The 13101-nt window shown below is 67.2% G+C and carries 13 protein-coding genes; 7 read left to right on the forward strand and 6 right to left on the reverse strand.

Annotated elements, in window-relative coordinates; all coding sequences use genetic code 11:
- Positions 1 to 549, forward strand: a 549-nt coding sequence (locus tag M9890_13320; GenBank protein MCO5177931.1) for a phage portal protein, incomplete at its 5' end; no start/stop codon positions are given.
- A gap of 210 nt (positions 550 to 759) precedes the next feature.
- On the opposite strand, the gene M9890_13325 is transcribed toward M9890_13320, so the two are convergent.
- The gene (locus M9890_13325) at positions 760 to 1071 is read right to left on the reverse strand and encodes a hypothetical protein (GenBank protein ID MCO5177932.1); all 312 of its coding nucleotides are present in this window, start codon (positions 1069 to 1071) and stop codon (positions 760 to 762) included.
- 79 nt (positions 1072 to 1150) lie between these two features.
- Here M9890_13325 and M9890_13330 point away from each other — a divergent pair, with 79 nt between their 5' ends.
- Genes M9890_13330 through M9890_13355 form a run of 6 tightly spaced genes read left to right on the forward strand, consistent with a single transcriptional unit; the run spans position 1151 to position 5067 of the window.
- A complete protein-coding gene (locus tag M9890_13330; GenBank protein ID MCO5177933.1) occupies positions 1151 to 1717 on the forward strand; it encodes a hypothetical protein in 567 nt (188 codons plus the stop codon).
- 19 nt (positions 1718 to 1736) lie between these two features.
- Positions 1737 to 3395 (forward strand): hypothetical protein, encoded by a 1659-nt coding sequence (locus M9890_13335; protein ID MCO5177934.1) that lies wholly within the window; start codon positions 1737 to 1739, stop codon positions 3393 to 3395.
- A gap of 27 nt (positions 3396 to 3422) precedes the next feature.
- A complete protein-coding gene (locus M9890_13340; GenBank protein ID MCO5177935.1) occupies positions 3423 to 4241 on the forward strand; it encodes an N-acetylmuramoyl-L-alanine amidase in 819 nt (272 codons plus the stop codon).
- A gap of 16 nt (positions 4242 to 4257) precedes the next feature.
- A complete protein-coding gene (locus M9890_13345) occupies positions 4258 to 4518 on the forward strand; it encodes a hypothetical protein (GenBank protein ID MCO5177936.1) in 261 nt (86 codons plus the stop codon).
- A gap of 54 nt (positions 4519 to 4572) precedes the next feature.
- Positions 4573 to 4758, forward strand: coding sequence for a carboxymuconolactone decarboxylase family protein (locus M9890_13350; protein ID MCO5177937.1), 186 nt, complete (start codon positions 4573 to 4575; stop codon positions 4756 to 4758).
- Complete coding sequence (locus M9890_13355) at positions 4666 to 5067, forward strand: carboxymuconolactone decarboxylase family protein (protein ID MCO5177938.1); 402 nt, start codon at positions 4666 to 4668, stop codon at positions 5065 to 5067. Before M9890_13350 ends, M9890_13355 begins: the two co-directional genes overlap by 93 nt.
- Positions 5068 to 5675: 608 nt before the next feature.
- Here M9890_13355 and M9890_13360 read toward each other — a convergent pair.
- The 5 genes from M9890_13360 to M9890_13380 all read right to left on the reverse strand — a co-directional run bounded on the left by M9890_13360 (position 5676) and on the right by M9890_13380 (position 12920).
- A complete protein-coding gene (locus tag M9890_13360; GenBank protein ID MCO5177939.1) occupies positions 5676 to 8924 on the reverse strand; it encodes an error-prone DNA polymerase in 3249 nt (1082 codons plus the stop codon).
- Positions 8908 to 9201: a hypothetical protein gene (locus M9890_13365; GenBank protein ID MCO5177940.1), complete on the reverse strand. Its 294-nt coding sequence runs from the start codon at positions 9199 to 9201 to the stop codon at positions 8908 to 8910. The genes M9890_13360 and M9890_13365 overlap by 17 nt, the downstream gene beginning before the upstream one ends.
- Positions 9150 to 10349: a DNA polymerase Y family protein gene (locus tag M9890_13370; GenBank protein MCO5177941.1), complete on the reverse strand. Its 1200-nt coding sequence runs from the start codon at positions 10347 to 10349 to the stop codon at positions 9150 to 9152. Before M9890_13370 ends, M9890_13365 begins: the two co-directional genes overlap by 52 nt.
- A gap of 490 nt (positions 10350 to 10839) precedes the next feature.
- Complete coding sequence (locus tag M9890_13375; protein MCO5177942.1) at positions 10840 to 12288, reverse strand: transposase; 1449 nt, start codon at positions 12286 to 12288, stop codon at positions 10840 to 10842.
- A gap of 137 nt (positions 12289 to 12425) precedes the next feature.
- Positions 12426 to 12920, reverse strand: coding sequence for a DUF2231 domain-containing protein (locus M9890_13380; protein MCO5177943.1), 495 nt, complete (start codon positions 12918 to 12920; stop codon positions 12426 to 12428).
- Positions 12921 to 13101 lie beyond the last annotated feature (181 nt).

A 13101-nucleotide genomic window follows, 5' to 3' on the forward strand; every position in this document is an offset into this window, starting at 1 on the left:
GTGCTGGAAAACGTCAGCGGCAGCGAAGGCATCCGCGCCGAGGCTGGTGCGATCTGGGAGTTGCCGGAGGACTCGAAAGCCTACCTGCTCGATATGCTCGGCAGCGGCATCGGCCTCCACATCGATTACGTCAACCTGCTCTACCGCCAACTCCACGACCTCTCCGAGACGCCGCGCACCGCCTTCGGCGATTCGGGTCGCTCGCTCTCTGGAGTGGCACTGGAGGTGGAGATTCAGCCGCTGGTGCAGAAGGTCACGCGCAAGCGCCGCGTCTGGGACGCCGTCTACGCGCGTCGCAACGCGATGGTGCTCGATCTGCTGGAGCGCTTCGGCGGCCTGCCGCTGGACGGACTACGCCGCACGCGCCCGATCTGGAAAGAGATCCTGCCCAGCGACCGCGAGGAGCTGGTCCGCAACGAAGCCCGCCTCGTCGCCGCCAACATCCACTCCCGCCGCCAATCCATGGCCACCCTCGGCGACCCCGACCCCGACCGCCGCTGGACCGAAATCCTGGAAGAGCTCGCCGCACTGCGCACGATCGAGGGGTAGTGGACGGAGACAGAAAATGTAGGGGCGTATGCGATACGCCCGGCCAGATAAACAACCCGTTTGGTGCGGCAGATCACACCCGGTGGCTATCGGTCGGAGGGGTTGGGCGTCCAAACGGGCGTATGCAATACGCCGCTACATTTCCCAGCCACCCCGCCAGGATGATGACACTCCCTCTCCTCGGAGGAGAGGGTGTCGGGGGGTGAGGTCCTACCCGATCTCTTCCATCTGCATGTACGACAGCGTTTCGGCGGGTCGGCCGTCGCCGTTGGCGCGTTCGCCGATGGCTTGCCAGCCGGCGTCGGCCTGTTCCTTCGCCCGGATCTCGCGGAACGCTTCGAGGCTCTCGTACTCGATCGCGATGCTGATGTTCCCGGCGCTCGGGCCATCGACGACGCGGAAGACCCGCACCGTGCGGCGCGAATCGACGCGCAGCATCTCGCGCTTGGCGTCGTGCATCAGTTGGATGAGGTCATCTTCCCGGCCCGGATCGGCTCGGAACGTCTTGATTGACAGCAGCATCGTCATTCCCTCCTCGACTATTCGATTCCTCTATTGCCCGGACAGCATACGGCAGGCCGGGAGAAATGGAAGATCGCCCGTGACAACCATCAATGCCCTGCGTACCCGCCTCCGCATCCGTCTGGAGGAGGTGGTGGCGGCGGTCTGGTCCGACGCCGAGCTGGACGAGTGCCTGACCGGCGCGCTCGCCGACTACTCCTTCCGCTACCCGGCTGAGACCGAGGCATCCGTGGGCATCGCCAACGGCGCGACCTACGCCACGCTGCCGGCCGGCGTGCTGTCGATGCGGCGGGTCGTCAGCGGGACCGGCCTTGTCATCCCCAGCCGGGGTGCGCCAACCGGCAGCGCGGCTGGCGAGGAGCTCGCCTGGGAGCGCTTCGGCGGGCGACTGTACTTCTCCCGCCCGCTGGCCGCCCAGACCCTGACGATCTGGTACCTGACGACGCACGACTTCGCCGGCCTGCCGCCGATCGACGAGGGGCTGGTGATCCTGCTGGCCGTCGCGGCGGCGCTCGATGTCCGCGCCATTCAGGACGCCAAGCGCGGCATCCCGATCGACCACGCACTGCTGCAGTTGGCGCACCGCAACGCCGCGCACGCACTCGATCGGCGCGGTCGCCGCCTGCGGGTCAGTGCGCTCGCCTGAGGAATAGAAAGGAAGGCGCATGTCCGCCTACGACATCAGCCTCGGTGGCGCGGACTACATCGTGCTGCCGGGCGGCTATCGCGCGACAGCCGGTGACGGGCACATCGAGACGCAGCGGATCAAGCCGGTCGAAGGAGTGCTGGCCAGCAGCGCCTGCCGACCAACGCCGCACGACGGCCTGCTACCCGTCCCGGCGGCACAGCCAGTCTCCGGCAGCATCGACGGCAGCAAACCACTACTAGCCAGCTCCGACAGCGATCACCTCTTCTTCGTCAACGGCACGACCCTCTATCGCTGGGACCGGGTGCTGGCCAACGCGCCGGTCGCACGCACCACGCTACCCGCCAGCGCCACCTGCCTGACGCGGGTGAACGGCCTGCTCTTCATCGGCTTCGACGCCGCTGCCGATGTCGTCAGTTGGGACGACGCGACCGGCACGCTGGTGACATCGGCGCTGGGCGCGGGTGTGAAGGCGGCGTTGCTCGGCTCGTTCAGCCGCGCGGTCGTGCTGGTCGGCCCGACTGCGCCGGTGAATCTGCATGTCTACTTCGGCAGCAGCCTCGCCTACCGCCGCACCTGGAAGCTTGATGGTCGCATTTGCACACTCACCAGCTTCGACGATGGCATGGTCATCGCCACCGACGCCGGTCTGCACCGCCTCTCCGGCGACTGGTATCAGGAGGCCGACCCACCCGCGCCGGACGACACGATCCGGCTGGGCGCATGGAGCACGCTGGCGGGTCAACTACAGGCCGACGACGACTTCGCCTGGCTGACCGTCTATCAGGGGCGTCTCATCGCCTGGCTCGGTCGGCAGGTTGTCTGGTTCGATGCCGCCCGTGGCTGGTGGATTCCCGCCGGTCTGCGCGGCGCGGCCACGACCGGCGCGGTCATCGTCAATGGCCTGCTGCTGACGACGATCAACCCGCTGTCCGACCCGTCCTCCTCCCAGCTCTGGAGCTACGACGGCGAAGGCTGGTGGCTGCTCGCTGAGGCAGCCACCGGCGCGACGCTGACGACGCCGTTCGGCGATGGCGACGGCAAGCTGATTACTGTCGATCGCGTCAGCAACATCCTCGCCGCCCGCGACTTCGCCGCCGGCACGCCGACCGTCGACGAGTTCAGCGTCACCGTCGAGGCGTCATCGACCGGAGCGCCAACGCGCTGGCGCAGCATCGCCGTCGAGTTGCTGCGGTTGGATGGCGTCGCGGTTGGCGACTGGCAGCTTGAGATCGACTGGTCGGCCGACGCCGGGCTGACCTGGCATAGCGCCGGATCGACCGCAAACGTCACGACGAACGTCGCCAACGTCGAACGTCTGATCGACGAGACGACAACCTCGCTGCTCGTGCGCGTCACCTGCCAGCGCGTTTCCGGCGCAGCGCCCGCCATCCACGCTATCCGATTCGCGAGCGAGGCAGGTGGCGAGCGCCGCTGGCGGTTGCGCCTGCGTGGACGCGACCGCGCCATCGACCGCGACGGTGCGGCCGATCCGCGCGACCCGGCCACAGTCCGCGCCGCGCTCTGGACGCTCTGGGACATCGGCGGCACGACGACGCTCGTCGACATCGACGGTGCATCCCGCAGTGTGCGCCTGACCGCGCTCCGCGAAGAGACCCCGCGCCCAGCCGACCACCACCCCGCCAGCACGTACGAGATTGACCTCGTCGAGGTCTAGGCCCCGCACAGCCCGAGAGGAACCGCCATGCCCAACATCACCGTCGACTCGGTGCCCGGTGTCGCACTGGTCGACGTCCGCCACCTGCTGCCCCGCCGCGCGCCGGACGACACGACGCCGGCCGGGCCGCGCGAGCGCGTGCCGCTCAACGAGAAGTGCGGCGTCGTCATCCACTACTCCGGCCCGCCGGTCGCCAACCGCGCCGATACGTTGGCCGTCCTGCGCTCCGAAGCGCGCTACCACGTCGAGAAGAGCTGGTCGCGCGCCGGCGAGCCGCCGCTTTACGGCGATGGCCTGATGTACCACGTCGCGGTCGGCGACGACGGGACCTGCTACCTGTGCCGCAACCTCGACGCCGTCCTCTGGCACTGCGGTGCCTGGCCACAGAACGCCACCGCACTCTCCGTGCATGTCCCGATCGGCGGGACGCAGCGCGCGACCGACGCGCAGATCGCCGCGCTCACGACACTCGTCGATGCCTGGCGCGCCGCTACCGACACGCGGGTCGATGAGGTCTGGGGCCACCAGGAGCTATCGCCGACCGACTGCCCCGGCACGCTGATGGACGACTTCGTCCTGCCGTATCGGGCCGGGACGCTGACGCCGACGATTGAGCAGCACTGGTTCGTCGAGACCGGCCACAGCGTCGGCGGCGCATTCTGGCGCTTCTGGCAAGCCAATGGCGGCCTCCCTGTCTTCGGCTACCCCCTCACCGACGAGCTGACCGAGGCCGGCCAGACCGTCCAGTACTTCGAACGCGCTGTGTTCGAGTGGAACCCCGACAACCCTGAGCCACACAAGGTCCTGCTGCGCCGTCTCGGCGCGGACGCACTCGCCCGGCGCTAGCCGGAAAGGAGTCCAGATGGATGCGATCAACCTGCCGATCTACACCCTCACTCTGCCGCTCACCCTCGGCCTCGTCCAGCTCGCCAAGAGCGCCGGTCTGTCGACTCGCTGGGCCGGGCTGGCTGCCGTCGTCATCGGCGCGCTGGCCGGACTCTTCGCCAACCTGGCCGGTGCGGAGCCGGTAAGCATCGCCAACGCCACGCTCACCGGCATCGTCGCCGGGCTCTCCGCAGCCGGTGTCTGGTCTGGCACGCGGGCCGGTGTGCGCACGCAGTAACGTCCCTTATCGTGGCGCAAACATCGCTTGCCGATCCTGTGTAATGGACGTACGATGCAGGTTGGCACCGATGGAAAGGACAAGCGTGTGGAACCACGAATGAGGGCCATGCAGGCAAACCCCGAGGTGACAAAGCCGATGATGGCAATGGGGCAGGCCGTCCACGAGAGCGGCCTCGATCCAATGCTGATCGGGCTGATCGAAATCCGGGCCTCACAGATCAACGGGTGCGGTTTCTGAATTGACATGCACACGATCGATGCCCGTGAGGCAGGCGAGAAAGAACACCGGATTTATCTGCTCAATGCCTGGCGCGAAGCGCCCTACTACACCGACGCCGAACGTGCCGCCCTCGAGCTGACCGAGGCCGTCACCCTCATCTCCCAGAACGGCGTCCCCGATGATCTCTACGAACGTGTCCGCCAGCACTACGATGAAGCGCAGTACGTCGCGCTGCTGATGACGATCAACGCGATCAACTGCTGGAACCGCCTCCAGATCTCGACGTTAACCGGCGCTGGGCACTACAAGCCCCACCTGCGCCGCTAATAGCCAAACGCTTCTTTGCCAGCCGACCCCCGTCCGATGACATGGATGGGGGCCGGCTGGCGTCTGTCTGGCGCAACGAGCCACCGTCGATTCCTCCGTACGGACAGGACCCGGCCTGTCCTCGCCGTGAGGCGACACCCCCGCGCCAAACAGATGCGCGCCGGATCGGCACGATCCATACGTTGGGGGTCCGATCAAAGGCCGCCAGACACGCCTGAATCACCCACGTTCGTTGCGGCCGTGGACATGTAGGGGCGTATCGCATACGCCCGTTTTGGCCTCGACCCGTTCCGATCGGCAGCCACGGCGTGCAGGTGCCCATGTTGGATGGTCGTGTATCGCATACGCCCGTTTGGCCCCCAACCCGTTCCGATCGGCAGCCACCACGCGCGATCTCCCGCGCCAACGGGTCGTGTATCCGGCCGGGCGTATGCGATACGCCCCTACATTTCGGGCCAACACGATGGCGATGCATCGAGACTGCCATCATCCACGCGGGGGCGTCGCCTCACGGCGATGACAGCGCGAGCGCTGTCCTACGAAGGCGTTGAACGCCGTTTCATTCGTCGGCGCGCTGCACATCAGTCGCCTCATTCGCCCAGAAGCACTCACCGATAATCATGCGATGTCACCATCAGGCGCGCTTGGGGTTCGTTTTCGGCGTCGGATTCGGGCGCGGGTGGCGGTGCCATCTGGATCGGGAGCAGGCGCTGAGCCACGACGTTGATCGTATCCCCCTGCCGCTCCAGCCGCCCCTGCACCTCCAGCACCGGCGATGTGCGCAGCGTCAGCCGCTCGCGCTCATACAGCGACTGGTGGACGACGATGTTCGTCAGCCCCGTCTCGTCCTCCAGCAGCAGGAACGTCACCCCCTTCGCCGTCGCCGGTCGCTGCCGACAGACAACGAGGCCCGCCGTCCGAATCCGCCGCCCGTGCTGCGCTTCGGCCACCTGCGTCGCCGTCAGGATGGCGCGGTCCAGCTGCGTGCGCAGGAGCAGCAGCGGGTGCCACTGAGCCGATAGCCCGGTGATGTCGTAGTCGGCGCACAGCTTGTCCCAGGCCGAGAACGGCGGTAGCTCGACCGCATCCTGCTCGATCGGGATCGCCAGCCCGAGCTGCTGCACCCGCTCGCCCCCCTGCCCCCGCAGGCGCACCGGCGGCTGGAGCAGCCCCAGCTGCCAGAGCAGCTCGCGCCGCCGCAGGCCCGTCCAGTCGAACGCACCGACGGTGATCAGCCGATCGACGATCTCGCGGCGCACCTCGACGCGCCGCATCAGGTCGCTCAGCGAGCGGAACGGGCCATCCATTCGACGGCTCTCGACGATCGCGGCCGCCTCCTCATCGCGCATCCCTTTGACGTAGCCCAGCCCGATTCGGATCGAACGCCCGGCGACGGAGCAGCCCGCCTCGCTCTCGTTGACATCCACCGGCAGCACACGCAAGCCCAGCCGCTTGGCATCGCCGATCAGCGTGTGCGGCGGATAGAAGCCCATCGGTTGCTCGTTCAGCACCGCGCAAGTGAACTCAGCCGGGAAGTAGTAGCGCAGCCAGCACGACTGATAGGCCAGCACCGCGAACGAGACGGAGTGGGCCTTCGGGAATCCGTAGGCGGCGAAGGCGGCGATCTTCTCGAAGACCGTCTCGGCGACCTCCTCGCTCACCCCCTTCGCCAGCACTCCGTTCCGGAAGTCATCCCACAACTCCGTCATCGCGCCGTGCGACCGCTTGCGGCTCATCGCGCGCCGCAGGCGGTCGGCCTGCCCGGGCGTGAAGCCGGCCAGCGCCATCGCCACCTGCAGGATCTGCTCCTGATAGAGGATGACGCCGTAGGTCTCCTTCAGCGCAGGCTCAAGCAACGGGTGATCGTAGGTGATCTCCGGCTTGCCGGTCAGCCGATACTGCTCGCGGGCCCGAATCCAGGGTTTGGTCGCACCGCCGACGATCGGCCCCGGCCGGACAATCGCCACCTGGACGACCAGGTCCTCCAGCGTCTCCGGCTTGGTCTTGAGCAGCGTCTGAATCTGCGCCCGACTCTCGATCTGGAAGGTGCCGACCGTATCGCCGCGCTGGATCATCTCGAAGACGTCCGGGTCCTTGAAATCGATCCGGCTGAGATCGACCAGCTCCTTGCCCTGTCCGGCGATCAGGTCGAGGCAGCCCTCGACGGCGCTGAGCATTCCCAGCCCCAGCACGTCGATCTTGACGAAGCGGGCATCGCCGCAGGTGTCCTTGTCCCACTGGATCAGGTGCCGACCCTCCATCGCCGCTGGCTGCATCGGCACCAGCTCGCTCAGCGGCTGCGAGGCAACGACCATCCCGCCGGAGTGCTGGCCGACGTGGCGCGGCATCCCGGCAATCTGCTCCGACAGCGCCGCCAGATGCTCCCAGAGCGGCGATTCGGGATGCGGCACATCGGGAACACGCGCCAGATGCTCGCCAACCCCACGCGCCGACCGCCCCTCCCCCAGCTTCGCCAGCCGGTCCAGCACCTGCAGCGGCAGACCGAGCGCCTTGCCGACATCCCGAATGGCGCTGCGAATCTGGTACGTCGCATAGGTGCAGACCAGCCCGACCCGATCCGGGTAGACCTCATACAGCCGCTCGATCAGCGCCGCCCGGATATCGCGCGGGAAATCCAGATCGATGTCGGGGACGTCGGTCAGGTCCTCGTGCAGAAAGCGGCCCAGGAAGAGATCGTGCTGCACCGGATCGACGTGCGATAGCCCCAGCAAGTAGCAGACAACCGAGCTGACCGACGAGCCGCGCCCCCGCCCCGGCGGCATGTTCCCGACCCGCCGCGCAATGCTCTGCCCACGGATTTCGTCGGCCACCTGATTCGCCAGCCGCATGATGTCCGCATAGGTCAGGAAGAAGCCAGCCAGCTGATGACGGCGGATCAGCGCCAGCTCCTCCTCCAGCCGGGCGATCGCCTTCGGGTCGTCGCCATAGCGCTCGGCCAGCAGACGACGGGTGGTGCGCCCCAGCCGGTCGTCGGGGGTGTCGCCGTCATCGACGGCATAGTCGGGGAAGCGATACTCCAGATTGCGCGCCAGATTGAACCCTCGGCAGCGCTCAGCGATGACCAGCGTGTTGGAGATAGCCTCCGGGTAGAGGCGGAATCGACGCCGCATCACCTCAGCGCCAACCATGTACCACTCGCCGTTGATCCGCCGGACGTGGGCTGCGCCATCGAGGCTCGTCTTGTGTCGGATGGCAACCAGTGTGTCCTGCAGCGCCACCCGCTCCGGTCGGTGATAGTGGACATCGCCGGTCGCGACGATGCCCAGCCCCGCCTCGTCCGCCAGCGCGGCCAGCCGCGCCGTGCGACGGCGGTCGCCACGCACCAGATTACGCTGCAGCTCAACAAAGACGTTCTCCGCCCCGAACCAGCTGCGGAACTGACGCAGCAGTCGCCGCGCTCCGGCCAGATCGTCGGCATCGACGCGGCGGCAGAGCTCCGATTGTCGACAGCCGGTCAGCAGAATCAGTCCCTCGTGATGCTCGGCAAGTGCCTCGATCGGGACCGCCGGCACCGTCCGCTCACCGGTGTAGTGCGCGATAGTGATCAACCGGCACAGGTTGCGATAGCCGACCACCGACTCAACCAGCAAAGTCAGGTGGGTGCCGTCGATCAGCGTCAGTTCCGCGCCGGTGATCGGCTGCAAACCGGCGGCGTTGGCGATGTTCGCGAAATCGAGCGCCGCGTGCAGATTGTCGTGGTCGGTCAGCGCGAGCGCCGGCAAACCCAGCTCGACCGCGGTCGCGACCAGCTCGTCCGGGAACGACGCGCCATCCAGCAGCGAGAAGCACGAGTGCGCGTGCAGCTCGACATAGCCGGCATCAGGTGCGCTGCACATGCCAGGACTCGCTTCGGAGATCGTGATAGAGCGTCAGGTGCGAGCCGTTGGCCAGCGTCAGCTCGAAGTAGAGCCGGTTCACCTGCTCCGACTCGGGCCGCCACCAGCCATCATCGATCCGCCAGACATCGGCGATATCGGTCACCGGCACCGCAACGCCATCCAGCCGGACCGCCCGCGGGATACCACGCGCATCGACCGCGACCTCAACCGGTCTGGGCAGGTTCAGGGCTCGTAGATCGCCAGCGCCCAGCGATGTTCGGGGAGTCTCGCCCATCGATTCACCTCCACGATCTGATAGAGCGGCGACGTACCGTAGCGCTGGGCCAGCTCCGCAACAGCGCTGCGCAATCTGGTGATCGGCCGATGCACCTCACCCCCCAGCCGAGGCTGATACGGCGGCGCTTCACCCAGTTCCAGCGCCTCGATCTGCAGCGCGATGACCGGCGCATCGAGCGCGATCTGCTGCATCTGGCTGGTCAGTACATCCACCAGCCGCTTCAGGTCGCGCGTCCCGCCCTTGATCAGCGCCGTCCGGCCAGCAGTTCCACCATGCTCAAGGAAGAGATCGACCCGCAGGCGACGGATCGCCTGTCCCTGCAGATCCCGCCGCGCCAGCAGGCGGCTGGTGACGATCCGGCTAGCGACATCCAGATCGCTAGACAGGCTGGTGGCCGCCGGGAGCCGCAGTAGCTCGATGATCGGGTGGCTAATCTGCTCGGCAACGAAAGGGTCGGGATCCTGACCGTGCGCCAGATGCCAGGCGCGCTGGCCCTCCGCGCCAAGCTGGGCGACCAGCGCCGTCAGCGGCAGGCGGCCGACATCGCCAACCCGCCGCAGCCCGAAGCGCTCCAGCCGCCGCCGCGTCTCCTGCGACAGCGGCAGCAGCTCGACCGGGCTGCGCTCCAGCAAGCGCCCCTGCTGCTCGGGGCTAACGACAGCGACCGTGCCCGGCTGCGACCGCCGAGCAGCAACGAAGGCGACGAAGGCGCTGGATGCGATCCCGACCCGTGGGCCAAGCTCCGGCTCGACGCAGGCCAGCAGCGCCGCACCGAGCGCCTCCGCCGACGCGTAGTGCCGATCGAGGCCGCGCAGGTCGAGGTCGATGCAGCCCGGCGCACCCCGCCGCAGCGTCGGGCAGACCTGATACAGATCCTGCACCAGCCGCTGCTGAAAGCTCGCCGCAGCGAGCGGATCATCGGGCAGCACCGTCAGTTGCGGGCAGAGGTTCTGCGCCTCGCGCGTCACCATGCCGGGGCGAATGCCGCGTTCGCGCGCCTCGGGCGAGCAATCGATCAGCATCCCCCGCGCCCCGGGCGTACTGATCGCCAGCGGCACGCCGACCAGTGTCGGGTTCTGCTGGAGCGCCAGCCGAATCGGGAGATGCGGGATAGCCAGACAGCCGATTGTTGAGTCGCAGCGCATGTGTCGCCTACCATTGCCTTTCAGACACAGGTGTCCGAGAAATGCGGCACCCCGGACAAAGCCGGGGTGGAACAGGCGCTCTGGCACTCATGACTTGGGGTCTATCGGCCCTCTGGTACTGCATAGTAGAACATATGTTCTATCGTGTCAATCAGAAAGAATGTGAAGAGGCGCGGGCACGCAATCCCTCCGTACGGACAGGACCCGGCCTGTCCTCGCCGTGAGGCGACGCCCCCGCGTCGATCAATTGCGCGCCGGATGCTCGACGCACGCGTTGCGACAGTGGAAATGTAGGGGCGTATTGCATACGCCCGTTTAGCACCTCGACCCGTTCCGACCGGCAGCCACGGTGTTCGGGTGCCCATATCGGATGGTCGTGTATCCGGCCGGGCGTATGCAATACGCCCCTGGACTTTGGCGTTTTCCGTGGGGCGCTGAAGCGGTGCAGCGCCGTGATCAGCCTGGCAGGTGTGCGCGGTGAGCATTCGTGCTAGCCGCGTCGCGCTCCGAGGACGGCGGCCAGATGGAGATCGATCCAGTCCGCCATTTCCCACCAGTTTGGCGTGAATCGGGTCCACGCTGGCTGAAAATCGGCCAGGTCCCAGAGTTCGGCGCGCAGCACCTGCCAGAGTGAGCCGAGCGACCAGCGCCGACTCCCACGCCACCAGCCGCCGCGCGCTGCCGTCGGTGCCGGTCCCAGCCCCCAGCGACGGTAGCCGGTCAAGAGCACCAACCCGAGCACCCACCATTGCCATTGCACCGCCAGAATGGCCGCCGACGGACTCCAGCACTGCACCTCACCAACGCCGAAGCCGGTCTTGGCATCGCGATGGGTCACTTCCAGTTCCCAGCGTTGCCAGGCCAGCGCCAGCAGGGTGATCGGTGCGTCCGGGAGTCTCCAGCGCCCGGTCGGGGTTGGGACGGCTGAGACGAGCCAGAACGTCGGGTCGCGGCGCACACTCCGGCGGCGGGCGACGCCGCGCACGACCAGCAGGAAGACCGGCTGGGTGGCCGCGCCACGCAGCAGATAGGGTCCACACACCCGATAGGTCAGGTCGCGCTCGTGCCCACGCACCGTCAGACGCACCTGCTGCCAGTGGCCAGGTCGATGCAGCCAGGCTTGCGGTGTTGGCGCACGCTGGCCATAGCGCCGCGGACGGCCACGGCCGGTGTGCGGAGCGGGCAGGCGAAAGAGCGCCCGATTCTTGGCGCAGCGGGTGAGGAGGGTGGTGTCGTGCGGCAGTTGTGTCCACAGGGCGGCTGGTCCATACGCGCTGTCGGCCACCGCCAGGATGCGTTGGGTCATCCGCCCCGCCGCATCCAGCGCCGTGCGCAGCCAGATCACTGCGTCCCGGCCGGCTTCCCATTCGCGCCGGGGAGCGGTGATTGGTGCGTGTCGCGCGGTGGCCGCTTTGGCCGGGAAGGCCGGCTCCACGCGCAGCGGGATCGCCCGGCTGTAGCCATGGATCGCGCTTGGGACCAGCCAGGCCAGGTGGACAAAGCGTTGGGCGCGATGGATGCCGACACGCCACGGTGGTGTGCGCGGCGCTTTGAGCCAGCTTGAGCCCGGCATCCGCTGGCTGCTGCGTGGGATCTGGACGCCATCAAGGCCGACCTGATAGGGAGTAGTTGCGGGCACATCCTCAAGGGTCTGGGCCAGGAAGCAGGTCGTCAGTTGGTCGTCATTGAGGCGTGGCACGCTGAAGAGGCGATAGAACCCACTCCAGTCGACGCCACCCAGCCCCAGGCTGATCAGCAATTGCGTGATGGTGTGGCGGCTGAAGGCCGTCAGGTGACCGAGGGTCAGTGCGACGCAGCGTTGGTAGGGCCGCTCCTGGCGGAAGGCTGGCCGATGGGCACTCAGCAGCAGCAACAAGATCGGCAGTAGGCAGACGTCGGTGGACGGTCCGGTCGCCGTGGACGTGGTAGGCTGCGTCATGGGGACCTCCTGCGATGGTGACGGTGCGTTACTCCCTTCACCGTACGCGTGGCGGTCCCTTTCCGCTAGCCCCCCTCCAAAAACGCCAAAGTCCAGGGCCGGTGTCAGATGACACCGGCCCGTTTGCTCGTCAACGATTAGCTGTGGGCGAGGCTGCCGTCGCTGGGGTGCTGCTCCAGCGAGCTGGCTGCGTTCGGGTTAGCGCCCGGTTCGACGCCGATGCCGAGCACATCGACCAGCTCTCCGCCGAGCCAGCCGCCGAAGACGGCGACCCCGGACCCGACGATCTGGAGGATCCGCGGCAGTGCGTCCGGATTCCCGCGATCGTGCAGGAACCAGGCGACGATGAACAGGACGACGGCGACGACCATGCTGATGCCGTGCAGCAGACCGATCTGCTTCGCGCGTGTTCCGGACGGTACCGCGAACCAGTCAATCAGGCCGAAGACAGCGGCGGTCAGTCCGCCGATGACGCCGGCCGCGATCATGTAGTAAGCCGCCAGCGAGAGGCTGGGCCAGTCGAAAATCCAGTCGATGACGTCGAACAGTGTCGCTGTTGCCAGCAGACCGAGCGGAAACACGATCAGCTGTTGATGAATCGGATGGCCAAACAGACGCGCTTTGCTGCGCATTGCATGTATCCCTTCGTGTGCGGGGCTCAGGCGTTACGGTGTGAGTGTGGGGATGATTGGTCCTCGTGACTCAGCCGAGTAGCGTCTTTAGCTCGATACTCTCGTCAGCAAGCTGATTGGCGGTGACGGGCGTTCCGGCCCGCAGCATCCTCCTGCCTGCTGAAAAATCCTTGAACCGATT

This window comes from Thermomicrobiales bacterium, assembly GCA_023954495.1.
Classification (GTDB): Bacteria; Chloroflexota; Chloroflexia; order Thermomicrobiales; family CFX8; genus JAMLIA01.